This is a genomic window from Paenibacillus sp. SAF-068, assembly GCF_051967555.1.
Taxonomy (GTDB): Bacteria; Bacillota; Bacilli; order Paenibacillales; family Paenibacillaceae; genus Paenibacillus.
The window spans coordinates 778,848-801,672 of the sequence record NZ_JBQCJX010000003.1; the positions used below are offsets into that span (position 1 = coordinate 778,848).

Genomic DNA, 22,825 nt, shown 5'->3' on the forward strand with positions numbered 1-22,825 from the left:
GAAACAGCTGTCTTCTATTGTGAAACTGTTTCGTGAGATGTTTCAAAAATTATCAATGAAATTTAAACTTGTTGTTTGGTGTTGGACATATAGCGATAGTAATGGAGAAGACGGAATTGATTCTGCAGAAGCAGAGCGGTCGCCTTTGTCTCCGGGTGTTCCCCTATATAGGGATAATTCAAGATACCTGGAGACAACAGCGATCGAAAGAACAATCCGAATTCGGAATGGACTCCTACCAGGCTTTGTGACCGTATAAAAGTGTTATATTTTTTTGAATATAATTTTTACTATGATAGGAGCTTGCCCTCATGAATTCAACAATGCCAAACAAGAGTACCGCAACGGAAGCGAGCACAGAGAAACAGATGTTTGTCATGAAATGTGGAGGCAGCACGCTGGCAGCATTGCCGGAATCTTTCTTCGCGGATCTGCGTGATTTGCAGTCTCAGGGTACGCAGCCGGTGATCGTGCATGGCGGAGGTCCTGCGATCTCGGATAACCTGGCGAAGCTTGGTATCGAAACCGAGTTCGTTAACGGTCTACGCAAGACGACTGAACCGGTGCTGGACGTAGTGGAGATGGTGCTTGCGGGCAGTATCAACAAACAAATCGTGCGTCTGATTCAACGTGTGGGAGGTCGTGCACTGGGCTTGTCTGGTGTGGACGGAGGCCTGATTCAGGCTAAACCTGTTACAAACCACGCAGAAATCGGTTGGGTAGGCGATGTCACTGGTGTGAACGCAGGGATTATCCAAGGCATCGTGAACATGGGTTACATGCCGATTATCGCACCAGTTGGTGTAGATGCAACCGGACAGCGCTACAACATTAACGCAGATACAGCTGCGGGTGCAGTGGCGTCTCATCTCGGCGTGAGTCGGATGATTGTCGTGACAGACGTTCCTGGCATCATGAAGAACGTAGGCGGTGAGAAAAAAGTACTGTCATCCGTCTCTGTACAGGAGATTGAGGACATGATTCAGACCGGAGAAATCTATGGCGGCATGATTCCCAAAGTGCGTGCAGCAATCGCCTGTATCCATGGTCAAGTACGTGAGGTCATCATCGTAGATGGAAGCGAACCCCAGATCCTGAGCCGTGTGCTCGGCGGAGAAATCATCGGAACAAGAATCATCCGTATGCAATAATTTTCTGAGTGTGCTAGGGTCTTCATGATCTGATAGTAAATAAAAAATATGTGCACGGCTTTTTTATATAAGAAATCTAATATTACACACACAATAACGTAGGGTGCAGAACCAAACTGAAGAATAAAAATGCATACCGTAGAGGACAGAAATAACCTGAAGAAGCGAAGCGTGCGCCTTTATCCCCGGATTTCGACCTTTAAACAATTAATCAAAAAAATCCGGGGATAACAGCGATCGGAAGGTTGTTCTGTCATCGAAGTGGAGTATGCAGGCGTTCAAAAGATGGTTCTGCAATCGGAGTGGTCTAGTGTAAGTCAGGGCTCTTATATGATTGCCGTTGCACCAACCAATAGGAGTGATATGGTGATGGCAAAAGGCAACGAACAGCCAGGTTCTGGCACAGCGGTAGCAGGTGTAGCAGCAACAGGTGCAGCTGCACAGACGGAAAGCTCGCTTTTTCAAACGTATGCGCGTTATCCAATCAGTCTGGTCAAAGGTAAGGGCAGCTGGCTATGGGATGATCAGGGCAACCGTTACCTCGATTTCATGTGCGGACTCGCTGTAACCAGCCTGGGCCATGCGCCGGAGAAAGTCGGAGCCAAGTTGAAAGCTCAGATTGATGAGCTATGGCATGTATCCAACCTGTTCCAGATTCCGGGCCAGGAGAAGGCAGCAGCATTGCTGACAGCCAATACATGCGCTGATGCCGTGTTCTTCTGTAACAGTGGTGCCGAAGCGAACGAAGCGGCTATTAAGGTAGCCCGTCGGTATCACCAGAAGGTAAAAGGAACAGATCGCTATGAAGTGATCACATTTGCCCAATCTTTTCATGGACGGACACTCGCTACACTGACAGCAACCGGACAGGATAAGGTGAAAGAAGGATTTTTGCCATTGCCAGCCGGGTTTGTAACTGTTCCTCTTCATGATATCCCTGCACTCGAAGCGTCAATTGGACCCAACACTGCAGCGATAATGCTGGAGATGGTTCAGGCCGAGGGTGGGGTATATCCGGTTGAACCGGAATTCGTCAAGCATGTTCGGAAACTGTGTGACGAGCACGGGTTGTTACTCATTGTGGATGAAGTGCAGACCGGAATGGGACGTACAGGTAAATTGTTTGCACACGAACATTATGGCATTGAGCCAGACGTGTTCACCGTTGCCAAAGGTATCGGCAGTGGCTTCCCTGTAGGCGCGATGCTGGGTAAAGGTTTCCTGCGGGATGCGTTCACACCTGGTAGTCATGCGACGACATTTGGCGGAACGCCACTTGCTTCATCCGTTGTGATTGCAACCATTGAAACGATGCTGGAAGATCGTTTGCCAGAGCGTGCAGCGGAAATGGGTGAATACCTGATGAGCTCGCTGCGGGAGCGTTTGGCAGGCAACTCCTTTGTGAAGGAAGTTCGTGGCTTGGGATTGCTCGTTGGCATCGAATGTGCTGAGCCGGTAGGTGATATTGTAGTTGCTGGACAAAAACGCGGTATCTTGTTCGTCTCTGCAGGACCGAATGTGATTCGTTTGCTTCCAAACCTGTATGTGAGCAAAGAAGAGATCGACGAGGCAGTATCCCTGGTAGCGACACTGATCGAAGAGCACGTAGCGGCGAAAGCCTAATATAAACATGATAACCTTTCTGTCTCGGGGCCATTACCGGCCTCGAAGCAGAACGAGATGATGAATCCCTGTAGCCGCGTGGTGAACTTGCAGAAGGCCGAGATGAATAAACGTGAGAAGCACCCCGACAAAGTATCGACATTGCCCGCTCTTCTGCCTATGCGGGTGCAGGGAACCGGAAATAAGGAGGACATATAGATGACAGCACAACAGACGGAAAAGGTTCAGAAGATTGATCTGAGAGGCCGGGATTTTATCGAGTTCACGGACTACACGGCAGAGGAGATTCGTTATCTGCTTGATCTCGCGATCGAGATTAAAGGCAAGCAAAAAAGCGGTGTACCTTTTCAACCGTTGAAAGGCAAAACGATCGGACTTATTTTTGAAAAATCATCTACACGTACGCGTGTATCCTTTGAAGTGGGCATGTTCCAATTGGGTGGACACGCGCTCTTCCTGAGCAAAAATGATATCCAGTTGGGTCGTGGGGAAACCACACATGATACAGCCAAAGTATTGTCCCGTTACCTGGACGGCATCATGATCCGTACCTTTGGACACCATAATGTAACTGAACTGGCAGAGCATGCGGATGTTCCGGTTATTAACGGCCTGAGCGATGCAGCGCATCCTTGTCAGGTACTGGCCGACTTCCAAACGGTGCTGGAGCACAAAGGCAAGCTAGCAGGTTTGAAAATGGCTTACATCGGAGATGGCAACAATATGGCACACTCCCTGATGCTCGGTGCAGCGAAAATGGGTATGCATGTTGCTGTAGCAACGCCAGAAGGCTATGAGCCGGATGGTGCGGTTGTGGAGCAGGCGCGTATTATTGCACAAGAGAGCGGTTCTGAAGTGACGGTAACCTACAGTGCACAAGAAGCAGCGAAAGATGCAGATATCGTGTACACGGATGTATGGGCAAGCATGGGCTTTGAAGAAGAGCAGAAGATTCGTGAGAAGGCGTTTGCGGCATACCAAGTGGATGAGGAACTGATGAAAGGCGCGAAGCCGGACTACATGTTCCTGCACTGTCTGCCAGCACACCGCGGCGAAGAAGTGAGTGCCGGTGTAATTGACGGACCGAACTCCCTGATCTTTGATCAGGCGGAGAATCGCTTGCATGCACAGAAAGCATTGATGGCTGCGTTAATGAGCGAATAGAGGCTGTTTGCCTTTACGGGTTGATTTTAGGCGAAGATTTCGCGATGATAGATTCATCTATAATGTACTTTAAAAAGTTAATTAAACAAGAAGCTCGTAGGATTCAGTGTATGAAGGCTCTGTTTAACTTAACTGATCTTGGGGAGGACCATCGAACATGGCTAAGGAAAAAATTGTACTCGCATATTCAGGCGGGTTGGACACATCCGTAATTTTGAAATGGTTGAAAGAAACGTATGATGCAGAGATTATCGCATTCACAGCAGACATTGGACAAAAGGATGAATTGGACGGCTTGGAGGAAAAAGCACTGGCAACAGGCGCTTCCAAAGTATACATCGACGATCTGCGCGATGAATTCGCCAAAGATTTCATCTATCCGATGTTCCAGGCGGGTGCCCTCTATGAAGGACAATACCTGCTCGGTACAAGTATCGCTCGTCCACTGATCGCTAAACGCATGGTGGATATCGCTCGTGCAGAAGGTGCTACAGCCATCGCTCACGGCGCTACGGGTAAAGGAAATGACCAAGTTCGCTTTGAGCTGAACGCGGCCGCGCTGACACCAGACATTAATGTCATTGCACCTTGGCGTCTGGAAGAATTCCGTAACCAGTTCCCGGGACGTGCCGAGATGATCGCGTATGCTGAGAAACATGGCATTCCAGTAACCGCATCCGCGGCTAAACCGTATTCAACAGACCGTAATCTGCTGCATATCAGCTATGAGAGCGGTGTGCTCGAAGATCCTTGGTTCGATCCAAGTGCGGACGAGAACAAAGACATGTTCCTGTTGAGCAGTGCACCTGAAGATGCACCAGATCAAGCAGAATATGTTGAACTGGAGTTCGAACAAGGCGATTGTGTTGCGCTGAACGGTGAGCGTTTGAGCCCATTGCAAGTGATGGAGCAATTGAACGAGCTGGGTGGCAAACATGGTATCGGCCGTGTAGATATGGTTGAAAACCGTTTTGTGGGTATGAAGAGCCGTGGCGTATACGAAACACCGGGTGGAACGATCTTGTTTACTGCACATCGCAAAATGGAATCCATCACGATGGATCGTGAAGTGATGAACCTGCGTGATAGCCTGATCACACGTTATAGCACCCTGGTATACAACGGTTTCTGGTTCGCACCAGAGCGTCTTGCATTACAAGCGCTGGTAACTGAAAGCCAGAAGAACGTAACAGGTACGGTACGTGTGAAGCTGTACAAAGGTAACATCATCGGCGCAGGTGTGAAAAGTCCTGTCAGCCTCTACAATCCGGACATCGCAACGATGGAAGCTGATCCAACACAAGCTTACGATCAAGGGGATGCAACAGGCTTTATCCGCCTGAACGCACTGCGTTTGAAAGTAAACTCCGGCGTGGAGCAAAACAAAAACTAAGTTCAACCTGCATATTAGAGCGACATTAATATAATTGACAAGGCAGGCCGTTCTTGCACATCTGGCAGGAGCGGCTTTGTCCATGAGCGAAAGGGGAGTACTCACTGTGAGCAAGCTGTGGGGAGGACGTTTTACGAAACAAACCAATCATTTGGTTGAGGAATATACGGCATCAATCAATTTTGACAAAGCTTTGGCTGAGGAAGACATTCAGGGTAGTCTGGCTCATGTAACAATGCTGGGCAAATGCGGCATTCTTCCGGCGGAAGATGTGGAATCAATTAAAGAAGGTCTAATCACCGTTCTGCACAAAATCCGTGCGGGCGAAGTGGAATTCTCCGTATCGGATGAAGACATCCACATGAACATTGAGAAAAACCTGATTGAGACGATTGGCCCTGTAGGCGGCAAATTACATACAGGCCGTAGCCGGAATGACCAGGTTGCAACGGATATGCACTTGTATCTGCGTGAGCGTGTGGTTGGCTTTGTAGGCATGCTGCATTCCTTGCAGGAAGCGTTGATCGGACAAGCCAAAGATAACCTCGATACCATCGTACCGGGTTATACGCACCTTCAACGGGCACAGCCGATACTGTTCGCCCATCACCTGATGGCGTATGTATCCATGTTCCAACGGGATGCGGAGCGTCTGATGGACAGTTACAAACGCATTAACATCCTGCCGCTGGGTGCAGGTGCGCTCGCTGGCACAACCTTCCCGATCGACCGTCATTTTGTGGCGGAACAACTGGGCTTCGATGGGGTGTACGAGAACAGTCTGGACGCAGTAAGCGACCGTGACTTCATCGTTGAGTTCCTGGCAGCCGCTTCCCTGATCATGACTCACTTGTCCCGTCTGAGTGAAGAGTTGGTCTTGTGGAGCAGCACGGAGTTTGGATTCGTTGAACTGGATGATGCGTTCTGCACAGGCAGCAGCATTATGCCTCAGAAGAAAAACCCGGACGTTCCTGAACTTGTTCGTGGTAAAACAGGACGTGTGTACGGCAACCTGATTGGTTTGCTGACAGTACTGAAGTCTCTTCCACTGGCATACAACAAAGACATGCAGGAAGACAAAGAAGGCATGTTCGATACGGTAGCAACGCTGGAAGGTGCACTTCAACTGTTTGCTCCAATGATCGCGACAATGACCGTGAACAAGGATCGTATGCGTCAAGCGGTCAACCAGGATTTCTCCAACGCTACAGATATTGCCGACTTCCTCGTAGGCGAAGGTTTGCCTTTCCGTCAGGCGCATGAAGTGATTGGCAAAACGGTGCTGTACTGCATCCAGAACAGCAAGTATTTGCTGGATCTGACGATCGATGAATTCAAGCAGTTCTCACCGCTGTTTGATGAACGCATCTATGACGTGCTTCAACCGGAAGCGGTAGTAAACGCTCGTAATGTCTACGGTGGAACAGCTTCGGGTCAAGTTGCTGAAGCCATTGCACGCAGTGAGAAGGTACTGGAAATCACCGAGCAATGGATTACGAACCGCGGTTAATACCACGGGTACGATAGGTATCTTACAGATAAGACAGTACAATAAAGAAGCAGGCCAGAGAACTTTGTTCTCAACGGCCTGCTTTTTTTGTGTTTTACAGCAATGTGATATAGATCGTTCGTTCCAACTCCATAGAAACGGAAGGTTGTTATGTCATCGGAATACCGTGCCGTCTTCATTGTCTAAAGCGGCTATTAATGCTCTACTAATCGCGCTTGGGCAAAGGCAACCATTTCAATACATCCTGGATCTTGGCATCCCAGTAGCCCCATTCATGTTCACCAGGCCCTTCCTCGTACGTCAATTCGAAGTTTGTTTGTTCGCAGGCTTGACGGAAAGTTTGATTGTCCTCATACAGGAAATCTTCCGTTCCGCAACATTGGTAGAGCAAAGGTCTTGGGCTTTCGCCAGATTGATATTCTTTTAACAGATGGATCAGATCGTTCTCTGTACCTGTCACATCGGGTCCGAAAATCCGCTGTAACTCTGTCTGTTGTAATGCTGAGGATGCGTTTCTATCCATATGTGCAGACATATCGAGTGCTCCGGACAAACTTGCAGCTGCAGCGTATTGATCCGGTTTGCGAAGGGCCAGCTTGAATGCACCATATCCACCCATGGACAGACCAGCGACATAGTTATCCTCGCGTTGATGCGACAGTGGGAAGAAAGAGCGGGCGAGCGTTGGCAGTTCCTCGCTGATAAACGTCCAGTACTTTCCGCCTTCCACCATATCCGTATAGAAGCTGCGATGTACCTGTGGCATAACAACAGCGATACCGAGGTTGGCTACATAACGTTCGATGGAAGTCCGGCGCAGCCAGATGGAATCATCATCAGATAGACCATGTAACAGGTACAGGGTGGGATGCAGTCCTTTGCCGGTCACATTCTCCATACCGATCTGATTGTGGGTTTGTTGCGGCAGAATGACATGCATGCTGGTGCTCAATCCAAGTGTATCCGAGTAAAAATCACATTTAATAAGTGCCATGAGTAAAAGAAACCCCTTTCATAAGTTCGTTGAACACATGTTCTAATTTGAGATGATGAGATGAAATCTGGATGTCTGAAACTTCAAGTGTGTATATGTAACAGGTTATACGCAATGCTCTGCCATTGCAATAACAAGATTGATTTACAACGTAACAATGTTATGTTACACTGTTTTTAACAAGAGGAGTGAGTGTATATGACGGATGATTTGATCTCCAAGAAAGAATTGCTGGACCTGACAGGAATCTCATACGGCCAGTTATACCGCTGGAAGCGGAAAAATCTCATTCCGGAAGAATGGTTCATTCGGAAGTCGTCCTACACCGGACAAGAGACCTTTTTTCCGAAACAGCAGATATTACTTCGCATAGACAAGATACTCAATATGAAAGACGGATTGTCGCTGGATGAGCTGGCTGACGTGTTCTCACCTACGTTGGGTGACGTGGAGATGTCTGCACAACAACTGTTAGAGCGAAACATTGTTTCACAAATATCGCTGGATCTGTTGAAAGAGGCAGGGCGGGAACAACCGCTGTATGCTTTGGAGCAGATTATGATGCTCTACGTCGTTGATCAGTTATTAATGAGCGGAGACATTACAAGGCAAGAGGGTGGCGTACTCATTGATGTGATGTCCGAACATTATTATCGTTTCACAGGCAAACCCAGCGAACTCGTGCTTATTCGCAAGATGGGGGTTCCTTCATTCATGCTGGTTGCAGCAGGAACGGAGTTTTATTTTGACAATGGTGTGAAAGTGGTTCTTAAGCAGTCGATGGGAACATTTATGGAAGAATTAAAACTCAAATTGGGATAGGGAGAGGATCATCTATGGAAGAGCGGAATAAGCGGAATGATCTGAATGTGGCGGGCATAAGTCAAACGGCAGGCGGGAATTTTCACCGTGTATCTATTGATGGCATGGCTAAGGTGAACGGCAACCTGGACTGTACCTCTATGGAAGTGAATGGAACATTGAAGATGCATGGCGGCTTGAACTCCGAAAGTGCAACGATCAACGGCATGTGTACGCTGAACGGCCCTTTGACCAGTTCGCGTGTTCGTGTGGATGGCATGACGACAATTAACGGAGATCTTCATAGCCCTGAGCTCGAAGTGAACGGAAAGTGTACCGTACGCGGAAGAGTGGACGGAGAACGAATTGATATTGGCGGCGTGATCGATATTGAAGGCGATGTGCAATGCGAGTCCCTGAATGTTCAGGGCAATATTAAAATCAGTGGCTTTCTGAATGCGGGAACAGTAGAGATCAGGCTGCATACCTCTTCTTCGGCTAAAGAGATTGGCGGAGAGCGTATCGATATTCGTCGCAAGGAACAGAAGAACGGCTTTTGGAAAAGTATTGGTCTGGGCGGAACTCCTTCCTTTAAGTCATCCTTAATTGAGGGCGATGAGATTGTGCTGGAAGATACCGAAGCTGATATCGTGCGGGGAAGCAACATTCATATCGGTCGTGGCTGTAACATCAGGCTGGTTGAGTACTCGGGTGAACTTGAGGTGGATCGGGATGCCAAGGTGGGTAGCAGTCGGCGTATTTAAAGTTTGATTTGGAGAGAAAGGGAGGGATGGGCATGAATAATAATCATGGGCGTTCAATGGACAAAAAATCGGATATCAGCATCGTGGGTGATGGCAGTTCTGCGGGTGGCGTGTACGGCAAGGTCAAGGTCGTAGGGGACGCATCCTTCAACGACAATCTATATTGTGATCAATTCAAATGTACGGGTACATCAGTCATATACGGATCGCTTGAATCAACAGATATTAAAATCACGGGAACCCTTACTCTGACAGAGCGCGCGGCCAACAACGAAGGTGAGGATGGCATCCAGGCTTCTGGCCTGCACGCCAAAGCTGAGCATATCAAAGTGGTCGGTGAGCTTCATCTGCCCGGGGATTGTCAGGCGGAAAACATCAAGCTGAACGGACGGTTGACGATAGCGGGGATGCTTAGCGCCGAACATATGACACTCAAAATCATGGGTCCATCCGAGGTCAAGGAAATGGGCGGTTCCATCATCTCCGTGAGGAGTGGCCGGTTGAATGACTTGTTCACGGGCAATAAGTCGATTCTCAAGGCACAGATCATCGAAGGGGACGATATTGAATTAGAGAATACCGTGGCCGAGATGGTTCGGGGGGATAAAGTGAAAATCGGTCCCGGCTGCCAGATTGGCACAGTGGAATACCGTTCATCGCTGCATATTCATCCGCAATCGGAAGTTTTGCTGCAAAGCAATCGGTCTTTGGACTGATTAACGCAGACTTCCTTTCGGATATACTAATGCAGTCATATGAATAGAGCGTGAATGGAGAGATTGAGTACAATGGTTGCACGTAAAAACAGTATTGGATTGGTGCTGGCAGGCTTATTGCTCAGCATACTCATGGCCTCGATGGATAATACCATCGTTGCTACGGCAATGGGGGATATTGTCGGGAAGTTGGGCGGGCTCGACAAGTTCGTCTGGGTGACCTCCGCGTACATGGTGGCTGAGATGGCCGGGATGCCGATCTTCGGTAAGTTATCCGACATGTATGGACGGAAGAAGTTTTTTGTCTTTGGTATTATTGTGTTTATGCTTGGCTCAGCACTGTGCGGAACGGCCACGTCTATTGTGGAATTGACGATGTACAGAGCCATTCAAGGTATTGGTGCAGGTGCCCTGGTGCCGATTGCATTTACAATCATGTTTGATGTGGTTGCACCCGAATCACGCGGTAAACTGGGCGGATTGTTTGGAGCCGTCTTCGGCCTGTCCAGTGTCTTTGGACCTCTGCTGGGTGCTTACATTACTCAGTATGCGACATGGGAATGGGTATTTTATATCAACCTGCCGCTAGGCTTGATTGCATTTGTGTTTATTGCATTTTTCTACAAGGAGTCTCATCAGCATCAGTCTCAACAGATCGACTGGCTGGGTGCCGTAACGCTGATCGGGGCTGTTGTGTGCCTGATCTTCGGTCTTGAACTGGGCGGCAAGACGTTTGCCTGGGGTTCATGGCAGATTCTTGGCTTGTTTGCCGGATTTGTAGCACTAGCGCTGCTTTTCCTGTTTGCAGAAACAAAAGCCAAGGAACCCATCATCTCCTTCGGCATGTTCCGCAACCGGGTTTACTGGTCCAGTAACGTTATTGGTATGTTCAGTGGTGCGGCGTTCATTACAGCATCCGTGTATATTCCGATCTTCATACAAGGTGTACTCGGTGGTAAAGCGACCAACTCCGGTCTTGTGCTTTTACCGATGATGCTGGGGTCCGTTGTGACGGCATCCCTGGGCGGGGTGCTCATGACCAAGATCAAGTATCGCAATATCATGATCCCTACGTTGGCCTTGCTTGTCATTGGACTTGGATTGCTGACTACGCTGGATGAGGGTTCTTCCCTCTGGACGATACGGATTTACATGGTGATGGTTGGTCTGGGTGTCGGTGCTTCGTTCTCGGTACTCAGCAATGCAGCCATGAACGCATTTGAACCACAACGACGCGGAGCAGCAAGCTCCACACTTAACTTTTTGCGGTCCCTCGGCATGACGATGGGGATCACGATCTTTGGTATCGTACAGAGCCAGGTATTTACGCGTAAAATGAATGATGCCCTCGCTGGTTCAGCTGCGGAAGCAGGTGGTGCCTCCGCGGGTGGTATGCCTCAGGGAATGGATCTGACGGATCCACATGCGTTGCTGTCACCAGAACTCAGACAGGCGATCCCCCCGCAGGTGCTTGAATCGATCACACATGCCCTGTCTTCTTCCATTGTTCAGTTATTTGCTTGGGCTGTGATTCCGGCTACTCTCGCGTTGGTCGCTTCCTTCTTCATGGGAAAAGAGAAGATGGTCGTAGGCGAAGAGCAAGGCGAATACACAGGCGGTCACTAAGCCGGCTATACAGCTAACTGTAATTACGTTTTAGAGCTAATCGTAGTTTATTACAACTCCAATATCCTATTTATACCATGTAAAGACACACTTCTGGCGTATCCTCAAAAGGGCCGGGAAGTGTGTCTTTTCGTTTTTGTTTGCTTGGAACATATACTCTTATGGCCGTTTCGTATCGCTAATCCCGTCCTCGACAACAGAAGGTTCCTGTGGATCAGGCAGGCTGCTATGACCGGAGCGGGCAATCAGACGATTCTGAGCTTTGTAGGTGTCCCGTGTAATCGTTTTGGATTCGACCACTTTGCCGTCCAGCTTCTTCGTTCTTACCGTCTCGACAATATATCCAGGCTGTCCGTCTTGCAGCACCTGCTGTGCACCATCAGGCAGTACCGTACTGGACACATATTTTACCGGAACACTTAATGTTTCAATGGTGCGAGATTCAAGTGCATAACTGACATTCTCCGGGAATGTACCAAAAAATTTCACCATCAATTGGTGGTTCTTCACCTCTGCATGAATGAGTAAGGATTTCCCTGTATTATTCTTGAAGCGAAAATTGATGGCTCCGGAGGCAAAGGTGGCATCCAATCCTTTCGGTAAATATTTGACCGGCAGTGAGTGGTTGCGACGCTCGATAATATCGAGACCTGTCAATAACGCTGCGTTATACACTGTACTGGACACCTGGCAGATTCCCCCGCCAATGCCGGGGGTCAGCCTTCCATTCACAATGACCGGGGCCTCACGAAACCCATACTCCTTTTCAGCTTTACGGATGACCTTTTCATAATCGAATGTGGCATCCGGTGGCAAAATCATGCCGTTAATCGCTTCCGCTGCTGCGCTGACATTATGTATCCGGCCTTCACTACTATTGCCCAGACCCGTGGAAAACTGGATGATCTTCCGGTCAATACCTTCCTGGCGCAGCGAATCAAGGGTTATCTCAGGCTTCAGCGTATACAGTGGTACCTGGATCAACAATGGGGCGGATTTCTCATTTGGGCTCAGTACACTGAAATCCCTGTGCAGTTTTGTTTGAATGAGATTAGCGAGTGTATCCCAATCAATCCGGCGGACGCCCTTTTCCGGGATATACTGGACTTTATCACTTGTGGTGATGCGGCGAACAGCGTCCGCAGGTGTACCGAAGGTTTCTTTTTCCCAGGCAGGGCTGAGATGCTCTTGAAGTGACCGTGAGTCGTAGCTCATATCGAGAGAGAACTCTTTCGGAAAATGGTAACGTGCATAAGCGCGTTCCCACAGGTTACCTTCCTCCAGCTGCCGTATCGCGGCTTCCAGGCTGTTAACGTTGTAGCTCGCCCCCACTTGAGCTGTGGTATACGTCATCGTCTGCGGATCAGGTTCAGCCACTTCCAAGGTGACAGGCCAGTCCTCCAGCTTTTGAATCTGTTCATGCACTTCATGCAGCAGATTCTTGCGGTTTTTTCCCTCCACGAGCATGCCACCAACATGAACATCTTTGGGCATGGCAGGTTGATTCACGTACATATACAGCAATCCATAAGACGCGGAGCCGATCAAGAGGATGGAGAATAGAACAATGACCGTCACATGTATTTTTTTCATAACCGTACGCTCCTTTATACTTCTGTTGTTCCGCACTTTGTAACACTTTCTATATATATGATCCAATGCAGGAAAACTTTCGGGTACTCAATAGGTAACAAATTTGTTACAATAAACTTCATATGAATCCATGCTTCACCAACGAAACAGGGATGAAGTGGATTTTTTCCTGATGAAATTCAGGTCTTTTTAAAGGAAATGCCGGGATTGTGTCGAAATGATAATGGCTAACTATGCGAGCAGGAAGTGATGATGTGATAGAAATGCAGGACGTGTGGAAGACCTACGCCAATGGTACCCACGCATTACAAGGGGTGTCGGTGAAGATCGACCGCAATGAATTTGTCTATATCGTCGGTCCGTCCGGCGCAGGCAAATCGACATTTATGAAATTGATGTACAGAGAAGAAGTTCCGACCAAAGGACAAATATCCATTAACGGATTTAATATTGGTAAGTTAAAGCCAAGAAAGATTCCTTATGTGCGTCGCAACATCGGCGTTGTGTTCCAGGATTTTCGTCTGCTGCCACGGATGACAGCATTTGAGAATGTGGCATTTGCCATGGAAGTTATTGAAGCACCAAAGCGTCATATCAAGAAAAGAGTGATGGAAGTACTCGACTTGGTGGGACTGCGCAGCAAGGCGAATCGCGAACCTTCTCAGCTCTCAGGCGGGGAACAGCAACGTATTGCCATTGCACGGGCTATCGTCAATAACCCGTCGGTTATTATCGCCGATGAGCCTACAGGTAACCTCGATCCGGAGACGTCATGGGGCATTATGCAACTGCTGGATGAGATTAATTTCCGGGGAACGACCATTGTTATGGCGACCCACAACAAAGATATCGTAAATACAATGCGTAAACGGGTAATCGCGATTGAACGCGGACAGATTGTACGGGATCAGATGAGAGGAGAATACGGTTATGAATTTTAGTACTCTCTTGCGCCATCTGCGGGAGGGATTCAAAAACGTATTCCGCAACGGCTGGATGTCTGTAGCCTCCATCATGTCCATCATTGTGTCACTATTGATTCTTGGTGTGTTTATGCTGCTGGTGCTCAATGTGAACTCCATGGCGAATCAGGTTGATAGCCAGGTGGAGATCAGCACGTTTCTTGAACTGAATGTGGACGAGAACCTGCGTAACACACTGGAGCAAGAGATCAGCGCCATGCCTGAAGTAAGCGAGATTCGTTTTGTTTCCAAGGAAGAAGGACTCAAGGAGTTCCGTGAGCGTCTTGGAGAGAGTGCAGATAACGTACTTAGCGGTTTCGATGTGGACAACAATCCACTGCCGGAGACTATTGAAGTTGAAGTCATTGAACCGGAAACCGTCACTTTTGTAGCGCAAAAAATCGAAGCGTTGAACGAAAAACACCCGGAGAAGCCGATTATGAAAGTGAACTACGGCAAGGAAACGGTGGAAGTGTTGTTCAAATTTACGAAACTTGTTCGTAACATCGGATTTATTTTTGTCGGGGGACTGGGTCTCATGTCCATGTTCCTGATCTCGAATACGATTCGCGTAACGATTCTGGCACGTCGCCGGGAGATCGGTATTATGAAGCTGGTCGGCGCAACCAACACCTTTATCCGTTGGCCTTTCTTTATTGAAGGTGCACTCATTGGATTTATTGGCTCGGTCATTACGGTGGGGGTACTGTTCGTTGGATACAGCCAATTGATGTCCACGATTGGTCAGGATGTCTTCATGCAGATGCTTAACTTGATTCCGCTCAGCGAAATCTGGCTGCTGTTTGGAACGCTGTTGATCGGACTAGGTGTGTTGGTAGGTATTTTGGGAAGTACACTGTCCATTCGGAAATCGCTCAACGTTTAATTTTGTTTTCAACGATCAAATTGCAGAATATGTCGAAAAGAATGGTAAAGCAGGTTCATTAATGGACGCTGTTTGACGATATGTAGGAAAGACGGAGTCTTTTAAGATTGAAGAAAGCAAAGAACATGCTGTTCACCACCTGTGCAGGTTGCTTTCTTGTGAAATCATAGGATGGGGGATCATCATTTTGAAAAAAACCGCTTCGCTGCTGGCCTTTACGTTATTGGCCAGTTTGACGCTTCAACCTTCTGACGGATATGCCAAGAGTAGCATCAGCGATATTGACCAACAGATTCAGCAACTGGAGAGCAAGGCGGCTTCTGCCAAGCAGGAGCAAAAAAAAGCGGCTTCCAACAAAAAGGAAGCACAGCATTACAAGAACAAAACCAACGCTTATCTGAAGGTTGTCATGGAACAGATCAATGTCGTTAGTGATGAACTGGCGAGTGTATCCTTGCAGATCGAGAACACGGAGGAAGATCTCCGTACAACGAAAAAAGATCTGCAAGCGGCAGAAGAACGCATTGTTGCAAGGGAAAAATTGTTGGAGTCACGCGTGCGCCTGATGTATACGGACGGTGCTGTATCCTATCTGGATGTATTGTTGTCCTCTACTAGCTTCACTGACTTCCTGACCCGTGCGGATTCACTCAAAACGATTGTGGATCAGGATCAGCATCTGCTGGATGAGCACAAAGCGGACAAGCAACTGGTCGTGGACAAAAAGGCAGAATTGGATGTGCAATATGCGGAAGCCAAGAGCCTGTATGCACAGAAGAAACAGCGCAAGTCCCAATTGAATGAAAAAGAAGCGGAAAAGCAAGTGCTTCTCGCTTCATATGATGCTAAGATTGAAGAGTCAGAAGAGCTGACACAAGAGCAGGAAGATGTATTGATGCAGATTGCCAGCAAACGTTCGGCACTTCTTCAAGAGAAAAATAAATTGCGTGAGCAACAGGCAGCCGCAGCAGCCAAAGCCAAAGCCGCAGCAGCCGCTAGGGCGAAAGCTGCAGCCAAGACGCCAACTCGAGTTAGCTCGGAGAGCAGCAGTGAGGTCACGTATTCATCCGGTAATGGTATCTTCTCTAGACCGGTATCTGGAGGACGTATTTCATCTCCTTTCGGTCCCCGTACCCATCCAATTACGGGTGTAGTGGGTAAGATGCATAACGGTGTAGATTTTGCTGTTCCTGTGGGAACCTCTGTACATGCTGCCTCTGGCGGAATCGTAATCATGGCTGAATGGTATAGCGGTTATGGTTATACGGTTATTGTGGACCATGGCGGCGGACTTTGGACATTATATGGTCACTTGCGCGAAGGTGGATTCAAAGTCAGCAAGGGAGACACTGTAAGCAAAGGGGATACCATTGCTGAGTCAGGAAATACAGGAAACTCCACGGGACCTCACTTGCACTTTGAAGTGAGAGATAACGGTACCGCGGTAAATCCGATGAACTATTTGTAATTTTTTCATTCTTAGACCGAATGGAAAAAACATATTCCGTACAAGCTAGACATATACTAAGCTGGCATGTTCAGGGAATGGAATCTGGCAACAATGGAATCTGACACGCTTCAAAACTAAAGGCGGTGACAAACGGATGATGAAGAAAAGATCGGCGCTACTGCTTGTCATTGTGGGTCTGCTTGGCGGTAGTTTGCTAACCCTGGTATTAATGACTTACCCGGGAATAGGGAGCCAAACCACAGCGGGCGAAGGTTTGCTGGCCAGTGTGACCGGCAATACGCAGCAGAAGAACGATTTGAAGAAGATTGAAACCGCGATGGATTTGATCTCAAGCAACTACTATAAAGACGTGGATCAGACCAAATTGATTGACGGTGCGATCAACGGCATGATGGAATCCCTTGGTGATCCGTACTCCAACTATATGGGGCAGGAAACGGCTGCTCAGTTTGAAGAGTCGATCGAAGGTTCATTTACCGGTATTGGCGCAGAGGTATCCTCACAGGATGGAAACGTCGTTGTTGTTTCCCCAATCAAAGGATCACCTGCCGAGAAAGCGGGTATTCGTGCAAAAGACATGATTATGTCTGTTAACGGAGAATCGCTGCAAGGTTTGGAACTGAACAAGGCTGTTAACAAAATCAGAGGTCCTAAAGGCAGTGAAGCAAAGGTACAAGTGAAACGTGCTGGATCTTCTGAACTGATTGAATTTGTTATTGTGCGGGATGATATTGATCTGGAGACCGTATATGCTCACATGGAGGACGGCGGAATTGGCGTTATTGCCATTACTCAATTCTCTTTGAATACAGGCGATCGCTTCAAGGAAGAGTTGGCGAAGCTTGAGAAGCAGAATATGAAAGGTCTCGTCATCGACGTACGGAATGACCCGGGCGGTGTCCTGCAAGTCGTTATTGATATTGCGGAACAGTTCGTTCCTAAAGGTAAGGTTATTGTGCAAGTCGAAGACAAGAACGGCAAAAAGGAACAAAGCAAATCCAATGGATCAGCCAAAGCTTATCCAGTCACAGTCCTGATGAACAAAGGTAGCGCGAGTGCGTCGGAGATTTTGGCCGGTGCATTACAACAATCAGCAGGCGCGAAGTTGATTGGTGAAAACTCCTTTGGTAAAGGAACCGTACAGACGAGTTATGACAAACAGATGGGTGATGGCAGCTTGCTGAAGATCACCATTGCCAAATGGCTCACTCCGAACGGGGACTGGATTCATGAAAAAGGAATCAAACCGGATATCGCGGTTAACCAACCGGATTATTTCTCGGTGGCACCGATAAACAAAGAGAAGTTGCCACTTAAATATGACAGCAATAGCACGGATGTGAAAAGTGCGCAGACGATGCTGAGAGGACTCGATTTCAAACCGGATCGTGTGGACGGATACTACGACCAGAAGACAGAAGAAGCGGTCAAGGCATTCCAGAAGCAAAAAGGCATTCAGGCTACAGGCCAGATTGATGAGAAAACCGCTGAATCACTGGAGGCGGCTCTGATTGAACGTATTGCGAATCCTCAATATGATGCACAGCTGAAACGCGCGATCGAAAATGTCTCGAAGGATATTTCGTCCGCTGTGTCGAAGCCATAAAGAAGGCTGATTTTCAGCCTTCTTTTTTTCTGAACCGGCTGAAAGAGAGGGGTGAAGAACCACGATGGAATGGGTATGGCCGTGGTTAACTACATTAGGCGAAGCATTGTTGCAGTTGTTTATTCAGCCGTTTTATTATATTTCGGTGATCCTGATTGCGCTCATCTATCATCGTCAGTTACTGCAGGAGCGTAAATTGTTTCATGTTCGTTTGCAAAGCTCGATTACACAGACGATTCGTGCCGTGCTGGGAGGTATACTCATTGGTACCATCGTCTCGCTTGTATCCCTATTCCTCGGTGCACATCTTACCCTGGGAAGCATGATATGCATATGGGCTGCAACGTTAATTCTATCCTTGTTCCGTATCCGGTATCTGTGTATTGCTTACGCAGCCGGGTTACTGGGTGTGCTGCAATTTGGTTTGAATCTGGCTTCAGGTTGGCATCCATCGGGCTGGATCGGGAGTATAACGGAGACGCTACGTGCTCTGGACATGCCTGCCCTGCTTGTCCTGGCGGCCCTTCTACATATGGGTGAAGCCCTGTTGGTACGCATGCAGGGGGTATCGATGGCATCACCGCTTCTCTTCGAGGGAAAACGCGGGAAACTGGTTGGTGGATATCAACTGCAACAGTTCTGGGCCGTTCCCTTACTAATTCTTGTTCCCGTCACAGGAGGTGGCGCGGAGCTTGCATGGAATCCATTTATGAATGCAGGTCAGAGTTATATGCTGTTTGCCTTGCCCATTATGCTCGGATTTGGTGAAATAACGCAAAGTATGCTTCCTGGACAGAAGGTGCAGATCTCGTCCAAACGGTTGATGTTGTATGGGACAACCTTGCTCGTGTTCAGTTTGCTTGCTGCATGGTGGTCTCCACTCATGGTGGTTGCTGCGCTGATTGCATTTATCGGACATGAGTTTCTGGTATGGTACAGCGCGTTTGAAGAACAAAACCGCAGTCCGGTATTTGTCCATCCGCAGCATGGGTTGAAAGTATTAGCTGTTATTCCCGAGAGTCCTGCTGCGGATTTGGGGATTGAGGCTGGAGAGACGTTGTACAAGGTGAATGGTAAGTTGGTTCATTCGCCGGAAGAGTTGCATCGCGCCTTGCGGATGAACCCGGCTTTTTGCAAGCTTGAAGTACGCAATCATCAGGGAGAAAGCAAGTTTATGCAACGAGCGATTTATGAAGGGGAGCATCATCAGCTTGGGGTCATTATGGCACCGGACAATCACGAGGTCTGGGCGATTCGGTTACGTCCACTGACGCTGTTCCATATCATCAATCTCAAATTGTTTGCCCGCTTGAAAAAATCACAAAGGGACGAAGCAACATTGGCATTACCGCCAGCCCCTGTGACCAGTGATAAAGGATCCATAGAGATGTAACTAAGCATATGTGATGAAGTATGTTGCATAAATGGAGTAATGAAAAAGGTATTTCCAAGCGCCGTTACAGGCGAGGGAAATACCTTTTTGTTATTTTTTTAACATAAAAATGGCGATTTGAGTCCGATCACGCAAGCTTAGCTTACCGAGAATATCCGTGACATAGTTTTTGACCGTGCCCTCACTGAGGAACAATTTGGCGGCAATTTCTTTATTGGATAAACCCTCCGATATGGCCTCGGAAACCGCCAGCTCCATACGAGTCAGTCCATAGGATTCGATTGAATGCTGTGTCGGGGGAATCGCAGCAGGACGAAGCAGGCCTGCCAATTTACGTGCAATATCCGGATGGATCAACATATCGCCATTGTGGACCGTCTTGATGCCTTGAATGATCCGCTCAGGTGGTACATTTTTGAGCAAATAACCGCTGGCTCCATTCTGTAATGCCTGAATAATATACTCATCGTCGTCAAACGTAGTCAGCATGAGCACCTGGATTTCGGGAAAACGTGCCTTGATCAGCCCAGTGCCTTCGACTCCGTCACATTCCGGCATCCGAATGTCCATTAACACCACGTCCGCAGGCGTTCCTGCTTCAAGCAATGCCAAGGTCTCCCGTCCATTTGAGGCTGTGCCTGTAACGCTAATACCGGAGTCCAGTCCCAGCAGCACTTTAAGGCTCTCGCGAATGAAATAGTCATCGTCGGCGAGAATCAGCCGAATAAGTGGGGGCTGGGCTGAATCATGCTTGTTGTTCACATCATTCCGTTCGGACATGAGCACATTCACTTCCTTTTTTTAGAGTATATCCATCTGATTCGTAATTGGAATGCGTGTAATCACTGTATATGGATAAGCTGATTGGATCTCCAAGGTTCCTCCCACCGTTTGTGTCCGCAGACGCATGCCTTCCTGTCCTATACCACTTCCCTTAGACGAACGGGGGTTGATTTTGCCATCATTCCTTACACTCATAGAGACTTCCTGATTCCTGAATACCAACTCTACTGTGATGGAAGAGGCATTCCCGTGTCGAAGGGCATTGGTCATGGCTTCTTTTGCATTTTTGAACAAAACAATCTGAATGCTAGGATACAGCGCATGAGATGGGCCATGAACTTCATAATTTGTCTTCACACCGGTATCTCTGCCCACTTCCTCTAGGAGACGATCCAGGTCGTAGGCTTCGGATGCATAAGAGTCAGGTTGCAGTTTATGCAGCGTGCTGCGCATATCCTCCATACTGGTGGCCAATTGATCGCGAATCTGTCTTACCATTTCCGTTCCTTGTTCTGTATCTCTGGGGAGGGTCAGCAGGGCTGCTTCCGACATCATTTTGGTACGAATCAGTCGATGCCCGATATCGTCATGAAGCTGTCTTGAGATACGGATACGTTCCTCTGCCTGGGCCGCTCCTTCAAGTTGCTTTGTAAATAACAGGAGCTGTGCACGTGCTTCCTGTAGCTCGTAATGTTTACTGCGGAGCTCGTCATAGACTTGTTCCAGTTGTCCACGGCTGCTCGCCGTTCTTGATCCCTGCCAGGAGAGAGCTGCTGTGATGAGCAGAAGCAGGTTGCCAAGAACCATCGCTGTTGTCTCTGCGGAGAATAATGTAGTGGTAGTTGGATTTACTGTGGTTGACGCTGGCTGCGGTGCCTGTGACACAGAATAATACCATCCCAAAGCGACATTGCTTGAGATCAGCTGAATTGCTAACATCAACCACCTCCGGCTTCCCTCAAGTCTATATATATACACGTAGAGCACGGATAGAGCGAGGAATAGCAGGACTGGTCCATACGAAGCAATCAGCCAACAGCTCCAAAGTATTTCGGCCAGAAGCAACAGCCACTGCTGTGTACTTGAACGAGTGGAATCTTTCCACACGGAGAGCCCAAGCGCAATAATGATATATAGGGTGTAGACGGCTTCGTTGTCCAAGGGCAGCATCAACATGTACAGCACGGCTGGAACGATAATTAATCCATATTGCAGAAACCGTATCGGCATATGTAAATGACATCCTTTATATAAAAAGTGGAGTAGAAAATCTCTAGGTAATGCGCCCTTGATTATACCACAAGCAGCAATCGAATCAGGAGATGACTTAAGTCACCTTCGATTCATGACTTTTCGTACCTTCGCTAAAGAGTACGATCCGGTACAATACAAATATGAAATCCAGCGGCAGAGGCCGAAACGGAAGAGGGGCGTAAACGGGATGGGTATACTTGAAGTGGATCATGTAGTGAAAAGGTATGGCAGTAAGCTGTCCGTGGATCATTTGAACCTTAGTGTTGGCAAAGGCGAAATTTTTGGATTGCTCGGTCCCAACGGAGCAGGGAAAAGCACCACCATCAGCATGATTGCAGGACTTCTCAATATGGATCAGGGTGAAATCAGATTAGATGGAATATCGGTCAAAGAGCGACCACTTGATGTGAAGCGCAAGATTGGACTGGTTCCGCAAGATCTGGCTTTATACGAAACGATGACGGCTGCGGAGAATGTGACTTTTTTTGCCCGGCTGTATGGACTGCGTGGGAAATTGCTGAAGGAGAGGGTACAGGAGTCTCTTGAATTCGTAGGGTTACAGGATAAAGCCAAGGATGCCCCCTCAACCTTCTCCGGCGGTATGAAACGCAGGTTAAACATCGCATGTGCGATTACACATCGCCCGGATCTCATTATTATGGATGAACCAACAGTAGGCATTGATCCGCAATCGCGAAACCATATCCTGGAATCGGTGCGCACACTCAACAAGATGGGTTCAACGATTATATATACAAGTCACTACATGGAGGAAGTGGCGGCGATTAGTCACCGGGTTGCAATTATGGATCAGGGGCGAATCATTGCCTGTGGCACGGAAGCAGAGCTGAGAGAACGGGTAGCATCGGAGGAAAAAGTAGTGCTCTCCACTTCCGGTATCAGTGCTGACGTTGTGGAAGAACTGAAACTTCACCCTCGCGTGCGTATGGTAGAAGTTTCAGATAATACACTGACGATTACGCTGCCTTCGGCACAGCAGGATCTCCAGGATCTGCTCTTCATTTGCAGCAAACATGAAATATCCATTCAATCACTTAAGGTTGAAGAACCGGATCTGGAAACATTGTTCCTCAATCTGACCGGGCGTACGCTTCGAGACTAGGGGGAGCAAGAG

The 22,825-nt window shown here is 48.2% G+C and carries 19 protein-coding genes; 15 read left to right on the plus strand and 4 right to left on the minus strand.

The genetic code is table 11. The features are described 5' to 3' along the window. The first annotated feature begins 311 nt into the window (after positions 1-311). The 5 genes from argB (at position 312) to argH (ending at position 6,841) form a co-directional block, all read left to right on the plus strand. Positions 312-1,151, plus strand: a complete 840-nt coding sequence (gene argB / locus ACTHPG_RS21065) for an acetylglutamate kinase (protein ID WP_440391365.1) — start codon at positions 312-314, stop codon at positions 1,149-1,151. Between the two features lie 369 nt (positions 1,152-1,520). Further along, complete coding sequence (locus tag ACTHPG_RS21070; RefSeq protein ID WP_440391424.1) at positions 1,521-2,774, plus strand: aspartate aminotransferase family protein; 1,254 nt, start codon at positions 1,521-1,523, stop codon at positions 2,772-2,774. A gap of 198 nt (positions 2,775-2,972) precedes the next feature. Further along, entirely contained in the window at positions 2,973-3,938 is a 966-nt protein-coding gene (gene argF / locus ACTHPG_RS21075; RefSeq protein ID WP_440391366.1) for an ornithine carbamoyltransferase, read from the plus strand. A gap of 157 nt (positions 3,939-4,095) precedes the next feature. After that, on the plus strand, positions 4,096-5,331 hold the full coding sequence (locus ACTHPG_RS21080; RefSeq protein WP_017692004.1) for an argininosuccinate synthase: 1,236 nt from the start codon (positions 4,096-4,098) through the stop codon (positions 5,329-5,331). Between the two features lie 106 nt (positions 5,332-5,437). After that, positions 5,438-6,841, plus strand: a complete 1,404-nt coding sequence (argH, locus tag ACTHPG_RS21085) for an argininosuccinate lyase (RefSeq protein WP_440391425.1) — start codon at positions 5,438-5,440, stop codon at positions 6,839-6,841. A 205-nt stretch (positions 6,842-7,046) separates the two neighbouring features. Here argH and ACTHPG_RS21090 read toward each other — a convergent pair whose 3' ends face one another. Further along, positions 7,047-7,835 carry an alpha/beta hydrolase gene (locus tag ACTHPG_RS21090; protein ID WP_440391367.1) on the minus strand — a complete coding sequence of 263 codons (789 nt, stop codon included), beginning with the start codon at positions 7,833-7,835 and terminating at the stop codon, positions 7,047-7,049. 198 nt (positions 7,836-8,033) lie between these two features. Here ACTHPG_RS21090 and ACTHPG_RS21095 point away from each other — a divergent pair, with 198 nt between their 5' ends. The 4 genes from ACTHPG_RS21095 to ACTHPG_RS21110 all read left to right on the plus strand — a co-directional run bounded on the left by ACTHPG_RS21095 (position 8,034) and on the right by ACTHPG_RS21110 (position 11,742). Next, positions 8,034-8,657, plus strand: a complete 624-nt coding sequence (locus tag ACTHPG_RS21095) for a YhbD family protein (RefSeq protein ID WP_440391368.1) — start codon at positions 8,034-8,036, stop codon at positions 8,655-8,657. Between the two features lie 14 nt (positions 8,658-8,671). After that, the gene (locus tag ACTHPG_RS21100; protein ID WP_440391369.1) at positions 8,672-9,400 is read left to right on the plus strand and encodes a polymer-forming cytoskeletal protein; all 729 of its coding nucleotides are present in this window, start codon (positions 8,672-8,674) and stop codon (positions 9,398-9,400) included. A 32-nt stretch (positions 9,401-9,432) separates the two neighbouring features. After that, entirely contained in the window at positions 9,433-10,116 is a 684-nt protein-coding gene (locus tag ACTHPG_RS21105) for a hypothetical protein (protein ID WP_440391371.1), read from the plus strand. Positions 10,117-10,188: 72 nt separating this feature from the next. Then, positions 10,189-11,742: an MDR family MFS transporter gene (locus ACTHPG_RS21110; RefSeq protein ID WP_440391372.1), complete on the plus strand. Its 1,554-nt coding sequence runs from the start codon at positions 10,189-10,191 to the stop codon at positions 11,740-11,742. Positions 11,743-11,901: 159 nt separating this feature from the next. On the opposite strand, the gene ACTHPG_RS21115 is transcribed toward ACTHPG_RS21110, so the two are convergent. Then, on the minus strand, positions 11,902-13,335 hold the full coding sequence (locus ACTHPG_RS21115; protein ID WP_440391373.1) for a VanW family protein: 1,434 nt from the start codon (positions 13,333-13,335) through the stop codon (positions 11,902-11,904). A 254-nt stretch (positions 13,336-13,589) separates the two neighbouring features. Between ACTHPG_RS21115 and ftsE the strand changes: the two genes are divergently transcribed. From ftsE to ACTHPG_RS21140, 5 genes are all read left to right on the plus strand, one after another. Beyond that, a complete protein-coding gene (gene ftsE / locus ACTHPG_RS21120; protein WP_024631580.1) occupies positions 13,590-14,276 on the plus strand; it encodes a cell division ATP-binding protein FtsE in 687 nt (228 codons plus the stop codon). Further along, positions 14,266-15,183, plus strand: a complete 918-nt coding sequence (gene ftsX / locus ACTHPG_RS21125; RefSeq protein WP_440391374.1) for a permease-like cell division protein FtsX — start codon at positions 14,266-14,268, stop codon at positions 15,181-15,183. Before ftsE ends, ftsX begins: the two co-directional genes overlap by 11 nt. A gap of 187 nt (positions 15,184-15,370) precedes the next feature. Continuing rightward, positions 15,371-16,651, plus strand: a complete 1,281-nt coding sequence (locus tag ACTHPG_RS21130; protein WP_440391375.1) for a murein hydrolase activator EnvC family protein — start codon at positions 15,371-15,373, stop codon at positions 16,649-16,651. Positions 16,652-16,787: 136 nt separating this feature from the next. Next, positions 16,788-18,260, plus strand: a complete 1,473-nt coding sequence (locus tag ACTHPG_RS21135; protein ID WP_440391376.1) for a S41 family peptidase — start codon at positions 16,788-16,790, stop codon at positions 18,258-18,260. A 64-nt stretch (positions 18,261-18,324) separates the two neighbouring features. After that, positions 18,325-19,653: a PDZ domain-containing protein gene (locus tag ACTHPG_RS21140; protein ID WP_440391377.1), complete on the plus strand. Its 1,329-nt coding sequence runs from the start codon at positions 18,325-18,327 to the stop codon at positions 19,651-19,653. 90 nt (positions 19,654-19,743) lie between these two features. On the opposite strand, the gene ACTHPG_RS21145 is transcribed toward ACTHPG_RS21140, so the two are convergent. Then, complete coding sequence (locus ACTHPG_RS21145) at positions 19,744-20,433, minus strand: response regulator transcription factor (protein WP_440391378.1); 690 nt, start codon at positions 20,431-20,433, stop codon at positions 19,744-19,746. 21 nt (positions 20,434-20,454) lie between these two features. Then, entirely contained in the window at positions 20,455-21,666 is a 1,212-nt protein-coding gene (locus tag ACTHPG_RS21150; protein ID WP_440391379.1) for a sensor histidine kinase, read from the minus strand. A gap of 211 nt (positions 21,667-21,877) precedes the next feature. Here ACTHPG_RS21150 and ACTHPG_RS21155 point away from each other — a divergent pair, with 211 nt between their 5' ends. Continuing rightward, positions 21,878-22,813: an ABC transporter ATP-binding protein gene (locus tag ACTHPG_RS21155; protein WP_440391426.1), complete on the plus strand. Its 936-nt coding sequence runs from the start codon at positions 21,878-21,880 to the stop codon at positions 22,811-22,813. The last annotated feature ends 12 nt before the right edge of the window (positions 22,814-22,825 follow it).

Coding starts and splice junctions, on each gene's coding strand:
- argB (WP_440391365.1), top strand. CDS start 312: ATGAATTCAACAATGCCAAACAAGAGTACCGCAACGGAAGCGAGCACA.
- ACTHPG_RS21070 (WP_440391424.1), top strand. CDS start 1,521: ATGGCAAAAGGCAACGAACAGCCAGGTTCTGGCACAGCGGTAGCAGGT.
- argF (WP_440391366.1), top strand. CDS start 2,973: ATGACAGCACAACAGACGGAAAAGGTTCAGAAGATTGATCTGAGAGGC.
- ACTHPG_RS21080 (WP_017692004.1), top strand. CDS start 4,096: ATGGCTAAGGAAAAAATTGTACTCGCATATTCAGGCGGGTTGGACACA.
- ACTHPG_RS21090 (WP_440391367.1), bottom strand. CDS start 7,835: ATGGCACTTATTAAATGTGATTTTTACTCGGATACACTTGGATTGAGC.
- ACTHPG_RS21095 (WP_440391368.1), top strand. CDS start 8,034: ATGACGGATGATTTGATCTCCAAGAAAGAATTGCTGGACCTGACAGGA.
- ACTHPG_RS21100 (WP_440391369.1), top strand. CDS start 8,672: ATGGAAGAGCGGAATAAGCGGAATGATCTGAATGTGGCGGGCATAAGT.
- ACTHPG_RS21105 (WP_440391371.1), top strand. CDS start 9,433: ATGAATAATAATCATGGGCGTTCAATGGACAAAAAATCGGATATCAGC.
- ACTHPG_RS21110 (WP_440391372.1), top strand. CDS start 10,189: ATGGTTGCACGTAAAAACAGTATTGGATTGGTGCTGGCAGGCTTATTG.
- ACTHPG_RS21115 (WP_440391373.1), bottom strand. CDS start 13,335: ATGAAAAAAATACATGTGACGGTCATTGTTCTATTCTCCATCCTCTTG.
- ftsX (WP_440391374.1), top strand. CDS start 14,266: ATGAATTTTAGTACTCTCTTGCGCCATCTGCGGGAGGGATTCAAAAAC.
- ACTHPG_RS21135 (WP_440391376.1), top strand. CDS start 16,788: ATGATGAAGAAAAGATCGGCGCTACTGCTTGTCATTGTGGGTCTGCTT.
- ACTHPG_RS21140 (WP_440391377.1), top strand. CDS start 18,325: ATGGAATGGGTATGGCCGTGGTTAACTACATTAGGCGAAGCATTGTTG.
- ACTHPG_RS21145 (WP_440391378.1), bottom strand. CDS start 20,433: ATGTCCGAACGGAATGATGTGAACAACAAGCATGATTCAGCCCAGCCC.
- ACTHPG_RS21150 (WP_440391379.1), bottom strand. CDS start 21,666: ATGCCGATACGGTTTCTGCAATATGGATTAATTATCGTTCCAGCCGTG.
- ACTHPG_RS21155 (WP_440391426.1), top strand. CDS start 21,878: ATGGGTATACTTGAAGTGGATCATGTAGTGAAAAGGTATGGCAGTAAG.